The sequence below is a fragment of the Deltaproteobacteria bacterium genome (assembly GCA_015233135.1).
Lineage (GTDB): Bacteria > UBA10199 > UBA10199 > JADFYH01 > JADFYH01 > JADFYH01.
In genome coordinates, this window is sequence record JADFYH010000005.1 from 84665 (window position 1) to 104580 (window position 19916).

The 19916-nt window shown below is 44.4% G+C and carries 18 protein-coding genes and 5 tRNA genes; 7 read left to right on the top strand and 16 right to left on the bottom strand.

What is annotated here, in order from left to right; translation table 11 throughout:
* Window positions 1-113: 113 nt before the first annotated feature.
* The gene (gene rnz, locus HQM15_02730; GenBank protein ID MBF0491679.1) at window positions 114-1028 is read right to left on the bottom strand and encodes a ribonuclease Z; all 915 of its coding nucleotides are present in this window, start codon (window positions 1026-1028) and stop codon (window positions 114-116) included.
* A 51-nt stretch (window positions 1029-1079) separates the two neighbouring features.
* Here rnz and HQM15_02735 point away from each other — a divergent pair, with 51 nt between their 5' ends.
* Window positions 1080-1316, top strand: a complete 237-nt coding sequence (locus HQM15_02735) for a hypothetical protein (GenBank protein ID MBF0491680.1) — start codon at window positions 1080-1082, stop codon at window positions 1314-1316.
* A 17-nt stretch (window positions 1317-1333) separates the two neighbouring features.
* Here the strand turns inward: HQM15_02735 and HQM15_02740 are convergent, their stop codons facing one another.
* The 8 genes from HQM15_02740 to HQM15_02775 form a co-directional block, all read right to left on the bottom strand.
* On the bottom strand, window positions 1334-2608 hold the full coding sequence (locus HQM15_02740; GenBank protein MBF0491681.1) for an amidohydrolase family protein: 1275 nt from the start codon (window positions 2606-2608) through the stop codon (window positions 1334-1336).
* The gene (locus tag HQM15_02745; GenBank protein MBF0491682.1) at window positions 2605-3444 is read right to left on the bottom strand and encodes a pantoate--beta-alanine ligase; all 840 of its coding nucleotides are present in this window, start codon (window positions 3442-3444) and stop codon (window positions 2605-2607) included. The genes HQM15_02740 and HQM15_02745 overlap by 4 nt, the downstream gene beginning before the upstream one ends.
* Window positions 3445-3502: 58 nt before the next feature.
* A complete protein-coding gene (gene lon, locus HQM15_02750; GenBank protein ID MBF0491683.1) occupies window positions 3503-5959 on the bottom strand; it encodes an endopeptidase La in 2457 nt (818 codons plus the stop codon).
* Between the two features lie 65 nt (window positions 5960-6024).
* Window positions 6025-7278, bottom strand: coding sequence for an ATP-dependent Clp protease ATP-binding subunit ClpX (clpX, locus tag HQM15_02755; GenBank protein MBF0491684.1), 1254 nt, complete (start codon window positions 7276-7278; stop codon window positions 6025-6027).
* Window positions 7279-7421: 143 nt separating this feature from the next.
* Window positions 7422-8030, bottom strand: coding sequence for an ATP-dependent Clp endopeptidase proteolytic subunit ClpP (gene clpP, locus HQM15_02760; GenBank protein MBF0491685.1), 609 nt, complete (start codon window positions 8028-8030; stop codon window positions 7422-7424).
* Between the two features lie 28 nt (window positions 8031-8058).
* Window positions 8059-9345: a trigger factor gene (gene tig / locus HQM15_02765; GenBank protein MBF0491686.1), complete on the bottom strand. Its 1287-nt coding sequence runs from the start codon at window positions 9343-9345 to the stop codon at window positions 8059-8061.
* A gap of 65 nt (window positions 9346-9410) precedes the next feature.
* Window positions 9411-9490, bottom strand: a tRNA-Leu gene (locus tag HQM15_02770).
* 153 nt (window positions 9491-9643) lie between these two features.
* Window positions 9644-9716, bottom strand: a tRNA-Lys gene (locus HQM15_02775).
* Between the two features lie 156 nt (window positions 9717-9872).
* On the opposite strand from HQM15_02775, the gene HQM15_02780 reads away from it, so the two are divergent.
* From HQM15_02780 to HQM15_02795, 4 genes are all read left to right on the top strand, one after another.
* A tRNA-Arg gene (locus tag HQM15_02780) sits at window positions 9873-9946 on the top strand.
* A gap of 172 nt (window positions 9947-10118) precedes the next feature.
* Window positions 10119-10192: transfer RNA gene (locus HQM15_02785), tRNA-His, on the top strand.
* A gap of 32 nt (window positions 10193-10224) precedes the next feature.
* Window positions 10225-10298: transfer RNA gene (locus HQM15_02790), tRNA-Arg, on the top strand.
* 87 nt (window positions 10299-10385) lie between these two features.
* Entirely contained in the window at window positions 10386-12572 is a 2187-nt protein-coding gene (locus HQM15_02795) for an acetate--CoA ligase family protein (protein MBF0491687.1), read from the top strand.
* On the opposite strand, the gene panB is transcribed toward HQM15_02795, so the two are convergent.
* The 6 genes from panB to pal all read right to left on the bottom strand — a co-directional run bounded on the left by panB (window position 12569) and on the right by pal (window position 17312).
* A complete protein-coding gene (panB, locus tag HQM15_02800; protein ID MBF0491688.1) occupies window positions 12569-13366 on the bottom strand; it encodes a 3-methyl-2-oxobutanoate hydroxymethyltransferase in 798 nt (265 codons plus the stop codon). The two genes, HQM15_02795 and panB, sit on opposite strands and share 4 nt — an antisense overlap.
* Before the next feature lie 39 nt (window positions 13367-13405).
* Window positions 13406-14056, bottom strand: coding sequence for a deoxynucleoside kinase (locus HQM15_02805; protein MBF0491689.1), 651 nt, complete (start codon window positions 14054-14056; stop codon window positions 13406-13408).
* 42 nt (window positions 14057-14098) lie between these two features.
* Window positions 14099-14938: a ribosomal RNA small subunit methyltransferase A gene (gene rsmA, locus HQM15_02810; protein MBF0491690.1), complete on the bottom strand. Its 840-nt coding sequence runs from the start codon at window positions 14936-14938 to the stop codon at window positions 14099-14101.
* Window positions 14935-15960 carry a tRNA (adenosine(37)-N6)-threonylcarbamoyltransferase complex transferase subunit TsaD gene (tsaD, locus tag HQM15_02815; GenBank protein ID MBF0491691.1) on the bottom strand — a complete coding sequence of 342 codons (1026 nt, stop codon included), beginning with the start codon at window positions 15958-15960 and terminating at the stop codon, window positions 14935-14937. The genes rsmA and tsaD overlap by 4 nt, the downstream gene beginning before the upstream one ends.
* Window positions 15960-16787 (bottom strand): tol-pal system protein YbgF, encoded by an 828-nt coding sequence (gene ybgF, locus HQM15_02820; protein ID MBF0491692.1) that lies wholly within the window; start codon window positions 16785-16787, stop codon window positions 15960-15962. Before ybgF ends, tsaD begins: the two co-directional genes overlap by 1 nt.
* Window positions 16788-16862: 75 nt before the next feature.
* The gene (gene pal / locus HQM15_02825) at window positions 16863-17312 is read right to left on the bottom strand and encodes a peptidoglycan-associated lipoprotein Pal (GenBank protein MBF0491693.1); all 450 of its coding nucleotides are present in this window, start codon (window positions 17310-17312) and stop codon (window positions 16863-16865) included.
* A gap of 134 nt (window positions 17313-17446) precedes the next feature.
* On the opposite strand from pal, the gene HQM15_02830 reads away from it, so the two are divergent.
* On the top strand, window positions 17447-18250 hold the full coding sequence (locus tag HQM15_02830) for a carbon-nitrogen family hydrolase (GenBank protein MBF0491694.1): 804 nt from the start codon (window positions 17447-17449) through the stop codon (window positions 18248-18250).
* Between the two features lie 13 nt (window positions 18251-18263).
* Here the strand turns inward: HQM15_02830 and HQM15_02835 are convergent, their stop codons facing one another.
* A complete protein-coding gene (locus HQM15_02835; GenBank protein MBF0491695.1) occupies window positions 18264-18926 on the bottom strand; it encodes an MBL fold metallo-hydrolase in 663 nt (220 codons plus the stop codon).
* 11 nt (window positions 18927-18937) lie between these two features.
* Here HQM15_02835 and HQM15_02840 point away from each other — a divergent pair, with 11 nt between their 5' ends.
* Window positions 18938-19762 (top strand): Nif3-like dinuclear metal center hexameric protein, encoded by an 825-nt coding sequence (locus tag HQM15_02840; protein ID MBF0491696.1) that lies wholly within the window; start codon window positions 18938-18940, stop codon window positions 19760-19762.
* Window positions 19763-19916 lie beyond the last annotated feature (154 nt).

Genomic DNA, 19916 nt, shown 5'->3' on the forward strand with positions numbered 1-19916 from the left:
CTTTTAATTTGACAGAGTGTTAGTTTTAAAAGCAGAAGGGCTGTTTTTGTAGAGTATTTTATGTGGAAAGTTTTTCCTGCTACCCAAGCGTATAAGATAAAAATAGAGATTTCTCACTCCCGATAAGGCACTTCAAACTCCAATAAATCCTGCGCCATTTTGGTGTTTTTGAATTCTGTTTTGGCTTCTTCCAGCAATTGTTTTCCATTTCCATAACGGGGGCTGATGTGCGTGAGCAAAAGTTGGGTGGCTTTGGCTTGGCGGGCGATATCGGCGGCTTGGCAAGAAGTGGAGTGCCCCCAATCTTTCACTTTGCTATTAAGACTGTGGTCAAAAGTGGATTCGTGGATGAGCACATCTGCATTTTCGGCTAAATAGAGATCACTTCGGCAGGGTTGAGTATCCAGACAATGAGCAACATGACGTCCAGGTCGCACCGGGCCCAGCAGTTCTTCGGGTTTGATGATTTGTCCATTTTCCAGCGTAACGATCTTACCTTCTACAATCTCCCGTCGTATGGGGCCGAAAGGGATGTTCAAGGCCTTGGCTTTTTCTTCGTTAAAAATTCCAGGCCGTGTTTTTTCACGAAAGGCATAGCCCCAGCATTCAACCACGTGATTTAATTTTGCACATTCGACAAAATATTTTTTATTTTCTAATAAAACTCCAGCGGCTCGGATCTCTGTGATCTCCAAGGGGTAGCGAATCCAGGAGGTCTTGAGTTCCATCATCACCGCCATATATTTTTTAATCCCTGTAGGTCCAAAAACTTTGAGAGGGGCTTCGCGGTCTTGCAAACTGAGGGTACCGAGTAACCCTGCCAGGCCATGGATGTGATCCCCATGCAGGTGGCTGATAAAAATAGCCTTTAAATTTCCCCAATGGAGAGTCGATTTTGCGAGTTGAACTTGAGTGCCCTCACCGCAATCGAAAAGAAATACCTCACCCTCAAACTCGAGGGCACTTGCAGAGGCAGAACGTTCAATAGTAGGGCGGCCGGCACTGGTGCCTAGAGTTACTATTTTCATAAATAAATTTAAACTTGATGCCTGGCAATTCTGTGATAATAAAACGAGCCTATGACGACACCTAACCGATTAGAAACTCATTGGGAAGAAATCAAACCTTTAATTTTAAAAAAGTGGGACCGATTAACGCTCTCCGACTTTGACTCTATCGATTGCGAGTTCGATCGTCTGGTGGAGGTGATTCGCCAACGCTACAACGGCCCTGTCTACACGGTGTCGGAAGAAAATATTCGTTACGAAGTTCTTAAAATGCTTGCTGGGATAGAAGCGGAAGCGGTTCAAGAATAAGACCTTATTAAGGGCCCTTAAATTTCTTTTCCGGCCACCCAAACTTTAAGTAGCGATTCGGTTTTTGTCTGTTGAATCAACTGTTCTTCGATGTTTTCTATTCTTGCTCCCTGGGGAATTTTTAAGGCAATGAAATCGGCATATTTCTCTTGTTCGAGAGAACCAATCGTTTTGTGCAAGCCTAGTGCCTTTGCACCTCCCAAGGTGGCAATGTGAAGCAGAGTCGCTGCAGGAATGCTTTCAGGTAATCTTTTCGATTCCTCCCATAAAACTCGAAGTTCGTCCCACAAAGAAAGGCTCGAGTTGGAAGCCAGGCTTTCCGAGCCCAGTCCCAGGTTGATTTTGTTCTTCAACAATTTGCCCAAAGGGATATTCCCATTTTTTAAAGTTTTAGTGCTTTGAGGACAGCAAATGACGCTACTTCCGCTATGAGAAAGAATTCCCAAATCGGTGGGTCCCAAATGCAGACAGCCTACCAGGGTGGGTTTCAGGCCTAAAAAATCAATCGAATTTAAATATTGAATGGGTGTTTTTTGATGTGGAGGAGGCAGCTTTTCTGTCCAGCCGATGTAGGGGAATAAGAGGTGGGCGATGTCTCCCTTGGAATCGTAGAAAAATTCCATCTCCGCAAAGCTCTCGCTGGAATGGATCTGCACGGGGATTTGAAGCTGCTTTAGATGCTGGATGAAAATCTTCAGCAAATTTTTGGAGAGTGTATAGGGTGCGAAAGGGGCCAGTCCTGCCTTGATTTTGGGATGATCCAGGGCCATCAATTCATCTACCTGGGCCATGGCCGATTCAAAACGGTCTTGCGCACTTTTTTGGTGGATGTTCATCACCTCGGCAAAAGAAACCACCCGCAGCCCGCTTTCTTCGTAGCAAGCGTGCGCTCCTTCGTAGCTAGTCAAATCGCCCACACAGGTAGTCCCACTGGATTTTAGTTCTTCCAGCCCTTGCGAAATGGCTTCTTTTTTTTGCTGGGCACTTAATTTTTCTTGATACTGCGCAATAAAAATGAGCCAGCGAATAAAATTGGATTCCCCGGAGGCATCCTGATGCAACTTGCCATCATAAAGGGGGGCCTGCGAAAGTTCCAGATGGCAATGCGCATTGACTAAGCCCGGCAGCAAGACCACTTCACCAAGATCAATTTTTTTGGCCTTCGGATATTTTTGAAGTAAAGATGCCGCTGCGCCGACCTCCACAATCGAATCTTTTTCGATTACGAGGGCCGCATTTTCTATGGGATCTTGTGTGATCGGGAGGAGGTATTTGCTGAGGAATATTTTCATAAGGGTCCATTATCAATCAGCCGAGTTTTTCCCAAACGCACTGCGACTAAAACCCGTGCTTCTCTTTCAACTTTTTGAATGGGTTTTAAAGAAACGGCATCCACAATCTCCAGATACTCTATTTTTATTTCTGAAACTTGTTCAATCATTTTTCTGCCCAAGCTTAAGAGTGTGGAAACTTTTTTTTCACCTTCTTGACACTTTTTTCGCATCTTGCTCAGAGTTTGAAAAAGGACCAGGGCTTTTTGTTTTTCTTCTTCACTCAAATACGAATTTCTTGAAGAGAGCGCTAGCCCTTGAGGAGAACGTTCTGTGGGATGTCCCACAATTTCGATAGGCAGATTCAAATCTTTCACCAGCCGCCGAATGACCGCCAATTGCTGATAGTCTTTCTCACCAAAAATTGCGACATTTGCCTGAGTAATATTGAAAAGCTTTAATACTACCGTAGCAACGCCATCAAAATGTCCAGGGCGAGAAGCGCCGCAAAGGCCTTGAGTGATTTCGCTGAGAGAAATTTTGGTCTGAAAACCTTCAGGATACATTTGGTCCGCGTCAGGAATAAAAACAAGATCACAATCTACACTTGCCAGCTTTTTCAAATCTCCTTCTTCGTCACGTGGATATCGCGACAGATCTTCCTGAGGGGTAAATTGAGTGGGGTTTACAAAGATACTGCTGACTACTAGCTCCGCTCTTTTTTTGGCCTCTTTCACTAGAGCCAAATGCCCTTCATGAAGAAATCCCATAGTGGGAACAAAAGCGATGTGCTTGCCCTGATTTTTCAAGCCAAGACAAAAAAATTGAGTTTCAATAATGTTGCGAATAATTTGCATCGAAATTTTGGAAAGGGTTTCAATACTAGGTTGAACATTGGAATATCAGGCCAGAACTCTAGTGAGTTACAATTTCTGAAGAATCCGGCTTTGGAACTTGGGCAAGCTCTGGTTTGGGATAAAGCACTTCACTTAAAACATCTTCGTAAGTTTTTCCCTGTTTATAAAGCTTGCCTGGATCATCCAGGGCTAAAGCCCGCATCCACACTTCATCGATGGTTTCCACCGGAACGACCACCATGTCTTTTAAAATATTTTGAGGGATCTCTTTTAGATCACGCTCATTTTCTTTGGGAATAATAATAGTTTTTATTTTTCCACGATGGGCCGCCAGCATTTTTTCTTTCAAGCCCCCAATGGGTAACACCTTGCCTCGCAACGTGATCTCCCCCGTCATTGCCACGTCCTTACGAACCGGCACACGCAACAAAGCAGAAAGCAGGGAAGTCGCCATTGTAATTCCTGCGGAAGGGCCGTCTTTGGGAATAGCCCCTTCAGGAACATGGATATGGATATCAATGCGTTGATTGAAATCTTTATCTAACCCAAAACCCGTTGCGCGCGTACGCACACAACTGAAAGCTGCCTGAGCCGATTCTTGCATTACATCCCCTAATTTACCGGTGATGGTAACTTTTCCTTTTCCCGGCATGATGGTGACTTCGGTGGAAAGCAACTCACCGCCAAACTCAGTCCAGGCCAAACCTGTCGTAATTCCAATTTCATCTTTTTCTTCAGCTAGACCATAACGATGTTTAGGTTCACCCAAAAATTTGGACAGATTAGAATCGGCCACTCGAACTTTTTTATCCCGGCCCTTCGTGGCAATCTCTTTTGCTACCTTGCGGCACAGGCTTGCCATTTCGCGTTCTAAGTTACGGACACCCGACTCCTTTGTGTAACGGCGAATGATGGTGCGAACCGCAGCGTCGGTGATCTCGATGTTCTCATCGTTAAGCCCATGAGTTTCTTTTTGTTTCTTGATGAGATATTTTTTTGCGATATTGAGTTTTTCATCTTCCGTGTATCCGGGAATACGCAAAATCTCCATTCTGTCCTGCAAAGGAAGAGGAATAGAATGCAGGGTGTTGGCTGTCGTGATGAACATGGTCTTTGAAAGATCATAATCCAAATCCAGATAATGATCATTGAAACTATGGTTTTGCTCGGGGTCCAAAACTTCCAGCAGGGCTGAGCCCGGATCTCCGCGAAAATCCGAACTCATCTTATCAATTTCATCGAGTAAGAAAACAGGATTATTGGAGCCTGCTTTTTTGAGAGACTGAATAATTTTTCCGGGCATTGCTCCGATGTAGGTTCGACGATGACCTCGGATTTCTGCTTCGTCCCGCACGCCTCCCAGTGAACAACGTACAAACTTGCGCCCCATCGCCCGCGCAATAGAACGAGCCAGCGAGGTTTTACCCACACCCGGAGGGCCTACCAAGCACAAAATAGGACCTTTCATTTTATCGACCAGACTCTGCACCGCAAGGTATTCAATGATACGCTCTTTGACTTTATCCAAACCATAATGGTCTTCATTCAAAATCTTTTCAGCTTCCGTCAAATCGATTTTATCCTGGGTAAGTTCGTTCCAAGGGATAGACAAGATCCAATCGATGTAATTGCGAACCACCGTCGCTTCCGCTGACATGGGCGACATCATTTTGAGTTTCTTCAGTTCTTTTTTTACCTTCTTGGTCGCCTCAGCACTCATCTTTTTATTTTTTACTTTTTCTTCAAGCTCTTGCATCTCACCCTTAAACTCATCCCGATCGCCCAGCTCTTTTTGGATGGCCTGCATCTGCTCGTTCAAATAATATTCACGCTGGGTCTTCTCCATCTGTTTTTTCACGCGCGAACGAATCTTCTTTTCGACCTGCAAGATTTCAATCTCGCCCTGCATCAGCTCATAGAGCTTTGCCAAACGTTCTCCCGGGCTTTCCACCTCCAGCACCTTTTGTTTGTCGACGAGCTTCAAATTGAGATGGGCAACAATGGTGTCTGCCAAACGGGCCGGGTCATCAATCACTGCCACCGAGGAAAGCATTTCGGGGGGGATACGCTTGTTGAGTTTGACGTAAGTTTCAAAGGTGGATTTTATGGAGCGCATCAATGCTTCCACTTCCACCGTTACTTCACGATTTTCGTAAACTTCCTCCACTTCGCATAAAAAATAATTGTCGTGGGGGATATAGTTGTGGATGTGAGCCCGCTTTCGACCTTCTACCAAAACTTTCACAGTCCCATCCGGTAAGCGTAAAAGCTGGATGATGGTTCCCAAGGTTCCTACCTTGTAAATATCTTCGGGGCGAGGATCATTGGTTTTGGGATTGACCTGCGCGGCCATCAGGATGTCTTTTTCTGAATGCATGGCCTCTTCAAGGGCATTAATGCTTTTCTCACGCCCCACAAACAAAGGCACCACCATATGCGGAAAGATGATAATATCCCTCAAGGGGAGCAGGGGGACCACTTTAAAATTGGGATTAGAAGGAGTTGTGTTTTGCATGTGGATTAACCTAATTTATGTAATTCTCAGGTTTGTCATTCTGGCGTAAGTCAGGATGACAGGCACTAAGCAGATTCCGCCTTTTTTTCGTACACGATCAAGGGTTGCTCTTTTTTGGTAAAAACTTCTTCGTTGAGTACTACTTCTCGTACATTCGTTTGTGACGGGATTTCATACATCACATCCATCATCACGCTTTCCAGAATTGCCCTCAAACCACGTGCCCCTGATTTTCGCTTGATGGCCTCTTTCGCCACCGCAGACAGAGCACCTGGAGTAAACTTAAGCTTCACTTTTTCGAACTCAAAAAGCTTCTGATACTGCTTTAGCAAGGCATTCTTGGGCTTGGTCAAAATCTCAACCAGTGCGGCTTCGTCTAACTCATCCAGTGTAGCGATGACTGGCAAACGACCCACAAATTCTGGAATCAATCCAAAATGCAATAGATCTTCGGTTTGAACCTGGGCAAAAATCTCTCCTAAGGCATCTTTGTTTTTCACCTTCACTTCAGAACCAAAACCCATCGTCTTCTGAGATAAACGGCGTCGAATGACATCTTCTAAACCTACAAATGCACCCCCACAGATAAATAAAATGTTAGTCGTGTCAATTTGTATATATTCTTGCTGAGGATGCTTCCTTCCTCCCTTTGGGGGAAGATTGGCCACCGTACCTTCGATAATTTTTAATAAGGCCTGCTGCACTCCCTCACCCGAGACATCTCGGGTAATCGAGGGATTCTCTGCCTTCCTGGAAATCTTATCGATCTCATCGATATAAACAATGCCCCGCTCAGCCTTTGCCTTGTCATAATCGGCTGCCTGAAGGAGATACAAAATAATATTTTCAACATCCTCCCCTACATACCCCGCTTCGGTCAAAGTCGTGGCATCGGCAATTGTAAAAGGGACGTTCAAAATTTTAGCCAGAGTTTGGGCGAGTAAGGTCTTGCCGGTACCCGTGGGGCCTACAAGCAGAATATTGGACTTCTGCAAATCCACATCACAACCCGCTTGGCGGGCTTCAATTCTTTTGTAATGATTATGGACCGCAACAGATAGGGCACGCTTAGCTCGTTCCTGTCCCACCACATATTCATCTAGCACCTTTTTGATTTCAACGGGCTTTGGAACGTTGGACTTAGTGCTCAGCAATTCCTGCTTCGAATGTTCCTCGGCAATGATATCATTACAAAGCTCTATGCATTCGTCACAAATGTAAACTGTGGGCCCTGCAATTAATTTTTTGACTTCACGTTGAGACTTGCCACAAAAGCTACAACTCAAGTGGGCCGGATCATCGGTGTAGGCTCTCGCCACAACATTCTCCTTGTTTTAAGGAAGAAAACCCTATTGGAGAACCCAATATCAGGCCTCCGCCTGTTGTAAAGTATTGTCCTATTTCAGGGACCTGTCAAGGAAGGGGGGGTAAAATATTCCCTTTTTTTATAGCAGACTATTCTCTAGGAATTTTTTTTCTTTTCTTTGTCTCGATAATTCAGAACTTCATCGATAATGCCGTATTCCTTTGCCTCCTGGCCTCCCATAAAATAATCACGATCCGTATCTGTTTGAAGTTTTTTCAAGGTTTGCTTGGTGTGTTTTGAGAGGATATTGTTCAACTCCTCACGCAAACGCAGAATTTCGCGCGCCTGAATTTCAATATCTGCCGCCTGTCCTTGGACACCCCCTAAAGGTTGATGAATGAGAATACGAGAATGGGGAAGTGAGAAGCGTTTTCCCGCTGTACCGGCAGCGAGAAGCACGGCTCCCATGGAAGCGGCCTGGCCCACGCACAAAGTGGAAACATCCGGCTTGATGTACTGCATCGTGTCATAAATCGCCAGCCCTGCAGTCACAGAGCCCCCAGGAGAATTGACATATAAATGAATATCTTTTTCGGGATCTTCGCTTTCCAAAAAAAGTAACTGGGCAATAATTACATTGGCCACATCATCGTTTATTTGGGTTCCCAACAACACGATACGGTCTTTCAACAGACGAGAATAAATATCATAAGCACGCTCACCGCGATGAGTTTGCTCAATAACCATGGGCACTAAACCAGACATAGGTCCTCCATTGTGTGTAATAGATATCTTAGTTGGAAAACTTAGCGTTCTGTCGAATAAAATCAAGAATCTTCTCTTCGCGAATTTGGGAAAAGAGCGAACTCATCATCTGACTTTGACGATAATAATTTTCGACCACCTCCACATTTTGCCCAACATTTTTGGCAATTTCGGCAATGCGATCCCTAAGTTCGGATTCGCTTACTTCAATTTTTTCTTGTTTTGAGATGGAATCAAAAAGCAAAAAGGCCTTGATACGACGCAGGGCATTCTCTCGATTCTGAACACGATACTGCTCAAAGACCAAACCCGCTTTTTCAGGGGAAAGACCCTGCTGCTGAAGGTGGCTGAGTGTATTTTCATAGAGCGCCTTCACTTCCTGCTCTATAAGCAATTCGGGCACTTCGATGGAAGAATGTTTTGAAATCAGGTAATCCAAAATTTGGTTCGTTTCATCTCTTTTCTGATCCTGCTCTTTTTTATACTTTAAATTTTCGGCAATCTTTTCTTTGACCTGCGCCAGACTTTCAAACTGACCTAAATCTTTTGCAAACTCATCGTCGAGCTCGGGAAGACTTTTGATTTTTAAATCGTTCAATTGAATATCAAATTCGGTGTTTTGACCTGCAAGTTTTGCATTGGGATAGTCCGTGGGAAAAACAACCTCTATCTTTTTATTTTCCCCTTTTTTCATTCCCAAAACACCCTTCTCAAAATCTTTTAGAAAATGACCGGCCCCCAATTCAATGGACACCCCTTTTCCAGACCCCCCTTCAAAGACTTCCCCCTTTAAATATCCTTCAAAATCCACCAGGGCCACGTGACCTGACTGGGCTTTCACGTCATCCCCTTCTACGGGAACCATTTGAGCTTGGCCAGCCTGCAAGCGGACAAGTTCTTCCTGAATATCGCTATCCTTCACTTCCAGCGAAAAAATCTTTAAGGGAAGTTCTTTATAATCCCTTGCTTCTACTTGAGGAAAAGTTTCAATTTCAGCCACAAAAGAAATAGGCTTCCCTTTCTCCTTTTGGATATCCTTCACAGAAGGGGAGCCAACGGGTTGCAGCTTTTCTTGCTCGAGGGCCTTGATGTAACTGTGCTCAATCAAATGTCCCAAGGCATCTGCCTCTGTTTGTTCTTTGTAATGTCTCTCCAAAATACCCCGAGGGACTTTCCCTTTGCGAAAACCCTTGATGGAAACTTGTTGCCCCAACTTTTGATAAGCCTTCTCAATCTCCTTCAAATAATCTTCATAAGAAACTTGAATATTAAGTTTTTTCTTGATGGAAGAGAGTTCTTCAATTTGGACATCCATAGGTTAACCTTTCAATATTGAGGACCAACAAAGCGGATGAATTTATAAATGCGCCGACAATTTTATGCGAGGAGGGGGACTTGAACCCCCACGGTTACCCACTGGCTTCTAAGACCAGCGCGTCTGCCAGTTCCGCCATCCTCGCGAAACTTTGTTTTTAGCTTATTACGCCCTCTAAATGCTGCGTTGCGGTATCCAAAAAATGCTCATTTACAGTAGTAAACTCCGCTTTTTTGGAACCTCCGCGCCTTGCCTTTAGAGCGCTCATAACAGCTAAAAAACAAAGTTTAAACTATTATGGGCCATGTAGGGGTCGAACCTACGACCTAGCGATTAAGAGTCGCTTGCTCTACCAGCTGAGCTAATGGCCCTCAAAATTCACAAAGGCAGCCTCTGTAACTAAAACAAATCTTCTAGACAAGGGGAATTTAGAAAACATTCTCTAACGAGGCACAAATGCGCTTGAATTTTACTTTTTGTTCATGATACCTCGCCAAAACTCGAGTGTACTACTCGGGATTCAGTTGGCGCCCGTAGCTCAGGTGGATAGAGCATCTGCCTTCTAAGCAGAGGGTCGAACGTTCGAGTCGTTCCGGGCGCATGATTAAGGTTGAATTTTTAGTATTGAATGTTTAGTAGGGCCTAATTGCAGAAATTTCTTTAGGCAAGGCGCGAGCGAAGGAGAGCAACCGCAGCGTAGCAGACGCTACGTGAGGATTGTGACTGAGCAAGCAACGAAGCATAAAGAGATTTCTGCAATTAGGCAATTATTGGTGGGTGTAGCTCAGCTGGTTAGAGCGCCAGGTTGTGGCCCTGGAGGCCGCGGGTTCAAACCCCGTCACTCACCCTAAATCCCGCTCAAAGCGGGATTTATTTTTTGCGCCCGTAGCTCAGCTGGATAGAGCATTGGTCTTCGAAACCAAGGGTCACAAGTTCGAATCTTGTCGGGCGCATTGGTGCTTTTTACTTTTGTCCATGACCTTCTAGCTCACTCCCCTCGAGGGTGGGGAGATACCCTATCCCTAAAAAAGATTAAATTTATGAGAGAAAATATGTTCCATCCCTTAACCCCTTTTTTCAAGCCTCAAAATGTTGCCCTGATTGGTGCCAGCGATAAAGTGGATAGTGTGGGAAGAACGCTGCTGCTCAATCTTTTGGACAAATCCTTTCAAGGCAAAATATTTCCAGTAAATCTTTCTAGAAAAGAAATTTTGGGTCAGCGCACTTTTTCTAAAATTGCGGATATCCCTTATCCTATCGATTTGGCTGTGATTGCCACCCCTGCGTCAGGCGTTCCTTCTCTCATTGAGGAATGTCTTCAGGCCAACGTGAAATCGGTCATTATTATTTCAGCCGGATTTAAAGAAATAGGCCCCAAAGGAATTCAACTGGAATCGGAGATCCTTCAAATTTTAAAGAAAGGAACTCTGCGTGTCATCGGGCCTAACTGCCTGGGCGTGATGAATCCTTTAAATAGCTTAAATGCCACCTTTGCTGAGGCGATGGCTAAACCGGGTAACGTAGCTTTTATCAGCCAGAGCGGGGCCTTGTGTACCTCTATTTTGGATTGGAGCCTTCAGGAAAATGTGGGTTTCTCTGCCTTCATTTCCATTGGATCAATGCTGGATATCGATTGGGGAGACTTGATCGAATATCTGGGAGAAGATCCTGACACCCATAGCATCGTCATTTATATGGAGTCGATCGGCAATGCCCACTCCTTTCTCAAGGCTGCCAAAAAAGTTTCTCCAAAAAAACCGATCATTGTCCTCAAGGCAGGCCGCACTCAAGCGGCCGCAAAGGCTGCAGCCTCGCATACGGGGAGTATTACCGGCAGCGATGAAGTTTTAGATGCTGCCTTTCGAAGAGTGGGTGTCTTGCGAGTCAAACGAATTGCCGAACTTTTTTATATGACGGAAGTGTTGGCCAAACAGCCTCTTCCCAAAGGCCCCCGTCTTACGATTGTTACAAATGCAGGAGGACCGGGAGTGCTCGCGACAGATAGTCTTATCTCCGAAGGAGGAAAGCTCTCAGAACTCTCGGAGGATATTTTGAAAGAGTTGGATGAAACTCTTCCTGCTGCCTGGAGCCATCATAATCCAATCGATATATTAGGTGATGCCGATCCCGAGCGTTATTCCCGGGCTTTGCAGATCGCTGCGAAGGATACAAAAAGCGACGGCCTTTTGGTGATCTTAACTCCTCAGGCGATGACGGAGCCCAGTGATACGGCCCGTCAGCTTATTCCTTATGCGAAAAAAACAGACAAACCGGTTCTGGCTTCCTGGATGGGAGGCAAGGATGTCGCCGAAGGCAATGCGCTGCTCAATGCCGCAGAGATTTCTACTTTTCTTTATCCGGATACGGCCGCCCAGGTTTTTCATTACATGTGGCAATACAGCGAAAATCTTCAATCTCTCCAGGAAACACTTTCTTGTTGTGGCCAGGGGGTTTCTGAAAAAACTGATCCCAAAAAAGTCTCTTGTCAAATTCAAGCGATTCGTAAAACCGGGCGTTTACTCCTCACAGAAGTAGAATCAAAAGAAGTATTAAAAGCCTACCAAATTCCGACCAACGAGACTCGAATCGCTCACAATGAAACTGAAGCGGCTCAAATAGCTGAAGAGATTGGATTTCCGGTCGTGCTTAAAATTTATTCGGAAACCATTACTCACAAGACCGATATCGGAGGAGTAAAACTTAATTTGAATACGCCGGAAGAAGTCCGTACAGCCTTTCAGGAAATTAAAACTTCTGTGAGCGAAAAAGCAAAAGCGGGTGATTTTTTGGGAGTGACGGTTCAGGCCATGATTCAGAAAGAGGCCTATGAGCTTATTTTGGGAGCCAGCCCCGATCCTCAATTTGGTCCTGTCATGCTCTTTGGCATGGGAGGACAACTGGTCGAGATTTTTCGCGATCATGCTTTGGGGCTTCCACCTCTAAGCCCCAATTTGGCTCGACGAATGATGGAACAAACAAAAATTTATAAAGGTCTGCAAGGAGTGCGCGGACGAAAAGCGGTGGATCTTGAAAAATTGGAATGTCTTTTGGTGAATTTCAGTCAGATGATTATCGATCAACCCCTCATCAAAGAAATTGATATCAATCCACTTCTGGTTTCATCCGATTTGATTTTGGCGGTGGACGCGAGAATTGTTTTATACGATCAAAACATTTCTGAAAAAGAGTTGTCGAAATACCAAGGTGTGTTTTTCAGAGGCGACTAAAAACTTTCCTCTTCACTCGGAAATTTTCCACTTTGGACATCGCGAATATAATTCCCAATTGCCTCGCTTACCGTCTGATGCAGCTCTGCATAGCGTCGCACAAATTTGGGTTTGAGGTCTTGGTACAAGCCCAACAAATCATAAATGACTAGCACTTGGCCATCACAGCCAGCTCCGGAGCCAATTCCAATGGTTGGGATTTTTAGACTTTTTGAAATCTTGGCCGCCAGTTTTGCAGGAATGCCTTCCAGCACGAGGGCGTAAATTCCCGCTTTCTCCAAGGCTTTGGCATCGTTCAATAATTGTCTTTCACCTTGAGCATCGCGGCCCTGAATTTTATAGCCGCCCATCAAATGCACGTGGGTAGGTTTTAAACCAATATGCCCCATCACCGGGATACCCACATTTTTGAGACGAGCAATCAGAGGCGCCAATTCTTCCCCACCTTCCAGTTTTACTGATTCCGCATGGCCTTTTTTCATCACCAGCCCACAATTTTTTACGGCTTCGTCCAGAGAGGCCTGGTAGCTCAAAAAAGGCATGTCACACACGAGATGCGCCTGACGGGTGGCACGGGAGACACAACGGCTATGGTAAATCATTTCTTCGAGCGTAACGGCCAAGGTGTTCCGTCGGCCCTGCACCACCATTCCCAGGGAGTCGCCCACCAGGAGGATGTCGATGCCGTTTTGATCCAGAATTTTGGCAAAACTATAATCATAGGCGGTGAGCATGCTGATTTTTTCAGCGCGTGATTTTTTTTTGAGAAGTTCGGGAATGGTTATTTTTTTCATGAAATTTATTTCTGATTGTGGGCGCAGCAAGCAGCGCCCCTACTTGCTGCTAATTGTGACGTAATGTTTTTCTAATTTATTCGTTTTCATGTGAAGGATTTCTCTCAAGATGATTTTATAATCTTCCGGTTTTTCCACAAAATCCATTTCACTGCAATTGACGACCAGCAAGGGGGTTTCCTGATAACTGAAAAAAAATCTCGAGTAGGCATCGGAAAGTCTTTCCAGATATTCTTCATCCAGATTTTTTTCATAATCGATTTTTCTTTTTTTTACGCGATTCAACAAGATATCCGTTGAGGCCTGCAGGAAGACGACCAGATCGGGTTTTAAAATACGGCCATCCAACAGATTGTAGACCGATTCGTAGAGGCGAAGTTCATCCTCCAAAAGATTCAAAAGGGCAAAAATTTTATCTTTTGCAAAGATATAATCAGTGACCACGCCTTGTTGAAATAAATCCTGCTGCAGCATTTCCTTTTGTTGCTGATAGCGTGAAAGCAAAAAGAAAAGCTGGGTTTGAAAGGAGTATTTCGAACGGTCTTTATAAAAAGTGGAAAGGAAAGGATTGTCCTCGGCACGTTCCAAGGCGGCCCTGTAATTAAATTCTTCGGCCAGGAGTGAGGCCAAAGAGGTTTTCCCTACTCCAATAGGGCCTTCGACCGCGATGTAGTGCAAGCCTTGAGTCATCCACATTCCCTAGCATATTTTCAATAAAGGTCTAGTGTCGCCTCAAAAAAAAGATAAAGCCAGCTTGATGAAAGTGGCTAAATCCAAACTTTCCGCTCTTTCTTTTCCCGAGAGGCCCAAGGGGTTTAAGTGTTGGGTCGCCCTCTCTTTATTTCCCTCGAAAAATCCATTCGCACAAAGGCAGTTGAGCAAGGTCTTGCGGCGTTGACTGAAAGCGGCCTGGATCAGCTTTTCAAAAAAAGAGAGTTCTAATTCAGGACAAAGACTGGTGGGGTAGGGGCTGAGTTGAACCACGGCGGAATCAATTTTCGGTCGGGGATCGAAAGAAGAGGGGGGGATGGGCAGTAAAATTTTTGCTGAGGCCAAAAATTGGGTGTAGAGACTCAACGAACCATAGGCCTTGCTGTTAGGCTTGGCACACAGACGTTCGGCCACTTCTTTTTGAAACATTAAAAAAAATTGCGAAAAAAAAGATCGATGCTCTAATAACTTTTTTAAGATGGCCACCGAGACGTGATAGGGAAGATTTCCCACGGCAAAGAGGGGAGAAGGGCAATCTTTTAGAATTTCTGTTAAATCACAATCCAGAAAATCGGCCAGAATGATTTTCACCTTTTCAGCAGGGCTTAAAATTTCTTTGAGCAGTGTTGAAAATTGGGCATCCTTTTCCACCACTATCATTTGTTCCACTTCGGGAAGCAGCCATTGAGTGAGCGAGCCTGGGCCAGGGCCAATTTCCAAAATGGTTTTGGGCTTTAGTCTTAGAATTTTTTCACTGAGTGTTTTCAGGGTAGGGGTGTGTACTAAAAAATTCTGGCCAAAACTTTTTTTGGCGATGAAGTCGAAGCGTTTTCGAAGGGCATTGGGGTGTTGGAAGTTCATATTTGTTTGTCATTACTCGTCGCATTCAAATCCCAAGCGGATGAAATTCCTCTTTCCAAATATTGGCCCCCCACATAAGCGATCATAGCTGCATTGTCGGTACAAAATTCAGGCCTTGGAATAAAAAGTTTAACTCCGCAGGCTTCTGCGGCCTGAGTCAAACGTTCGCGGATGGCCGAATTGCAGGCCACTCCACCCGCAATCACCCAGGGATGCTTGGGAAAATTTTCATGAGCCCGCTTGAAAAGTCTTTCAATCGATTTTACTAAGGTGTTTTGAAAGGAAGCAATCAAGTCCAGTACTTCAGGAAAATCTTCGGGGGCATGCCGAAGAAAAATATCCCGCCACTTATTTTTCTGGATGACTTCCAGCACGGCTGTTTTTAATCCAGAAAAGCTTGTATAGAGTTCACCTTTTTTGACTTGAGCAGGAGTAAAATGGAATCTTTTCGGATTTCCCTGTTTGGCAAGTTGATCCAAAATTGGGCCGCCGGGATAGGCCAGGCCCAACATTTTTGCGACCTTGTCATAGGCCTCGCCCGCGGCATCGTCTACGCTGCAACCCAGTAATTTCCTTTCTCCAATGTCGCAAACTTCAAAGAGATGGGTGTGTCCTCCAGAGAGCACCATCCCTAAAAAAGGAAGGGAGGGAATTTCATCCTCCAGAAAAGTGCTCATCAAATGTCCTTCAAGATGACTCACTCCGATAAAGGGGATGTTTTCTGCCAAGGCCAAGCCTTTCGCAAAATTAAGACCTACCAAAAGAGAGCCAATCAGACCGGGTTTGACGGTGACGCCAATGCCTTCCATTTTTTTTTTTGCGTGTTCCAAACTCTGGAGCGTACTTTGAAAGAGCGAAGAGATGGTCTTCAAATGCTCACGGGAAGCCACTTCGGGGACAATGCCTCCAAATTGGGCGTGTAGATGTTGGGAGGCGACTTGATGAGCAAGAATTTTTTTTGGCGTTTCCAAAATACAAATTGCCAGATCATCGCAGGAAGATTCTATCCCCAAGATTCGCATTAGTTGTACATCCCCCCACTCATGGGCTTGTTGACCGGGTTGCTGTTGGGCGGGACGGGTTGTGAAGCGGGAAGGCTTGTGGGCGATTCGGCAGAGAGCTTGTCGATTTCTTTGATCTTTACATTCGATCGACTCGCTTCGCTACTGTTTGGATAAGTGGCGACAATTTTTTCAAAGAAGGCCTTGGCTTCAGGATACATCTTGAGGCCCATAAAAGAGAGCCCTTGCTTGAAAATGGCAGATTTGACTTTGGAGGATTTGGGATATTTTTGTATCAAAGTTTGGTATTCGGTAATGGCCTTTTTGTAATCGGCCAAGGCATACAGACTTTCCGCCATCCAATATTGGGCATGGTCGGCCAAATTACTTTTCGGATATTTTTGTAGAAAATCCTGAAACCCGGTGAGGGCCTTGGCATAATCTTCCGCGTTGATGAAATCGAGCAGTCTTTGAAATTCTTTGGTCTGGGCTTCATCCGCAGCAAGCGTTTTTTCGGAGCCTCTATTTTCTTTAATCTCGCTGAGGAGAGTCATGCTTAAATTCAATTTATCTTCCAGGGTGGCGATGCGTTGATCGTAATCCTTCAAGGTTTTATTTTGTTGATCATAGAGATGACCCTCACTTTCCGAAGCTCCCTTGAGTGTATTCACTTCTTGTTGAAGGGTCAGCAGGCTATTCATGGCGTCGGCGAGTTTAAGATTGGAGTTTTCTACGCTGCTTTTAAGTAAGGCCATTTCGTTTCGAATTTGATCCAGTTCCCCTGCGGCAAAGAGTGGGGTGCTGATGAGGAGAGTGAGGGGGATAGCAAGGTTGAGTATGCGTTTCATAAAACTCCTTTCAATAAAAAAAACCACAGAGGCTTTGTAGCACTCTGTGGTTTTAAAATTCAAAGAGAAATTTAATTACTTTTTACGGACAACAAATTCGGCACGACGGTTGGTGGAGTAAGCTGCCTCATTATGACCAGGATCTAAAGGTTTTTCTTCCCCAAAAGAAACGGTTTCAATAGAAGAGGTGACTCCTAGGTTTACTAAATAATCCTTGGCGGCTTTTGCGCGGCGTTCTCCCAAGGCCATATTGTATTCGTTGGTTCCAATTTCATCGCAATGCCCTTCTACAATCACATGGGTGTTAGGATTGGATTTTAACCAGCTTGCATTTTCTTTCATGGTAGGGATTGCATCCGAACGAACATTGTACTTGTCAAAATCAAAATGGATCCGCTTCAAGTTGCTGTTTGCTTCAGTGACGACATCGCCTCCATTGTTGGCTTTCTTTTTGGAACAAGCCGCCCCTGTAGAAAGCACGACTAAGGCCATCAAGGCAGAAACTAAAAGTTTGTTTTTGTTCATAAGGCATCCTCCTCAGGATTATAGACAAAATATTAAAAACTTAAGAGATGAAATTTAATATCTTTTAAGTAAAATTAGACTAATAGTGGGATAACATTTCTTATATTAGCCTCTTTAGTCAAGGAGTTTTTCCAGTGCCAAATACAAAATTGGAATTTCATAATATTTTAAATGTTTGTCTCATGCAGCTTGCTCCTCAAAAAAAAGACAAGAGCAGCATTCCTACTTCCTTCCTGAAGTTATTAAAAAAAATTCCTAAAAATGTAGATTGGATTGTGCTCCCTGAAATGTGGAGGACCTCCTTCTACAATCAAGATCCTAAAGCTGAATTAAAAGAAACTAAAGAAGCCCTCAAGTTTTTAAAGGTCTATGCTAAAAAAAATCGGGTGAATTTTAGCGGTTCACACCTTGTCAAAAAAGGAAATTTTTATACCAATACTGCTTTTTTGATCAATATTCAGGGAGAAATTCAGGCGCTTTATTCGAAGCTTCATCTTTTTAAAATGGGAGAAGAACATAAAAAATTTATTTCGGGTTCTGGTTACAAGGTTTTTTCCAGCATTTATGGCAAGTTTGGCTTTGCTATTTGTTATGATATTCGCTTTCCCGAATTTATTCGAAGTCTGGTTTTAAAAGGAGCACGCTTCCTAATTATTCCCTCAGCCTGGCCCAGGGAAAGGCTGGATCATTATCTGACTTTGCTGAGGGCGCGCGCGATTGAAAACCAATGTTATGTCATCAGTTGCAATAAGGTGGGTAAAAATGAAAAGGGGATTATTAACGGGGGACACAGTGTGGTGTTTGATCCTTGGGGAACCAAACTTTTAGAGTTGGGCAGTTCAGAGTCTTTTGGAGTCGTTTCGATTGATTTGAATAGGGTAGAGGAGGTTCGAAATGCATTTCCGGTGCTTCAGTGCCGGCGTGGAGATTTGTATTAGTAGATAGGAAGGTTTATTGTCTTCCTTTACCCATCCTCAAACTCAAAAAATCTTTCATCGAATATGCGGCCATTTTCAAATAAGGATTAGTCCGTTTTTGTTCTTCAAAGGTAGCGCTTGAAGCTGCTGCATAATGATGACCCGGATATAAAGTAGTATCCCCCGGAAGTCGCATCAGTTTTTGAGTGAGGCTGTAATACATTTGTTCAGGATCGCTATCCTGAAAATCGCAGCGCCCGCAACCGTTGATGAATAAAGTATCTCCTGACACTAAACTGTCCTTCACTCGAAAACACTGTGAGCCTTGGGTGTGGCCGGGCGTGTGCAAACATTCGATTTCAATATTGCCAACTTTTATTTTTTGAGCATGGTCCACAGCGGTTAAATGAGAAGAGGGGATCTGTATTTTTGCTAAATCGTTTTTATTGACATAAACCGGAATATTTTCTCGTTCCAACAGTTCTTCAATGCCATTGGTATGATCGTGGTGATGGTGACTAATGAGTGCGCCTTTGATCTTCAAATTGTCTTCATCTGCTTTTCTGAAAATCGTATCGATTTCCCAGGCGGGATCGACCACCAGCACTTCGCGAGTTTGGGCATCGCCTATCAAGTAGACGAAATTTTCCATGGGGCCGACTTCAAATTGTTTGAGCAGAAGAGAAGATTGTTGCATACTGAAATCCTATGAAAATTAAAACTCAGATTCAACATCTGCTGACTTATCTAAATCAATTTGCTCCTCCCAGTCTAGCGGAAGATTGGGATAATATCGGTTTGCAGCTGGGTTCGTTAGAGGATGAAATTCGGGGGATACTAATTGCTTTGGATGTGACCGAATCCGTGCTGGAAGAGGCAAAGAGACTGAAAACCAATGTGCTGATTACTCACCATCCCCTTTTTTTTAAGGCCATCAAGAGTTTAGACGATTCCAAATCAGTTCAACGTCTGGCCAAAATGGCCATCAAGCAAGACTTGAATATTCTCAGTTTTCATACCAATCTCGATGCGACCCTGCAGGGCCTGAATGATCTGCTTGCCGAAAGGCTGAAATTAAAATTCATTCATCCTTTCATTCCTTCGCGTGATCCCAAAATTCCTTATGCAGGGTTGGGACGAATCGGAAATATCCAAAAAATGAATTTTAATCATTTTCTCACGCATGTTTCTCAATCCCTGCACCTGAAACACTTTCGATATGTGGGGGATCTTCGCGCTTCCATTTCCACTGTGGCGGTGATGACCGGCAGTGGAGGGGATTTCTTTTGGGAGGCCAAACGAAAAAAAGCGGATGTGCTGGTGACGGGGGATGTGAAATACCATTCTGCCCTGGATTCGCTGGCCGAAGAGATTTGTCTGGTGGATATCGGCCATTTTGCAGGAGAAATTGGCATGACGACTTTGATGGGCGCTCAGATTAGAAATTTTCTCAAAAAGCAAAAAGTGCTCGTGCCCGTTTTTGAGACGAAGTGTCAGCGGGATCCATTTGAGTTTTTTGGAGGGATGGAATGAAACAAAAACGAAAAACTATTATTTTAGTGCGAAATCGCAAGACAGGGACCCAGTGATCCGCAAGGATAGGGACCCACTCGGAGCGTAGCGACGGATCTTATTTTTTCTTTTTATAGGTGGGTCCCTATCGATGCAATTTGTTTTTTTCTGGGCT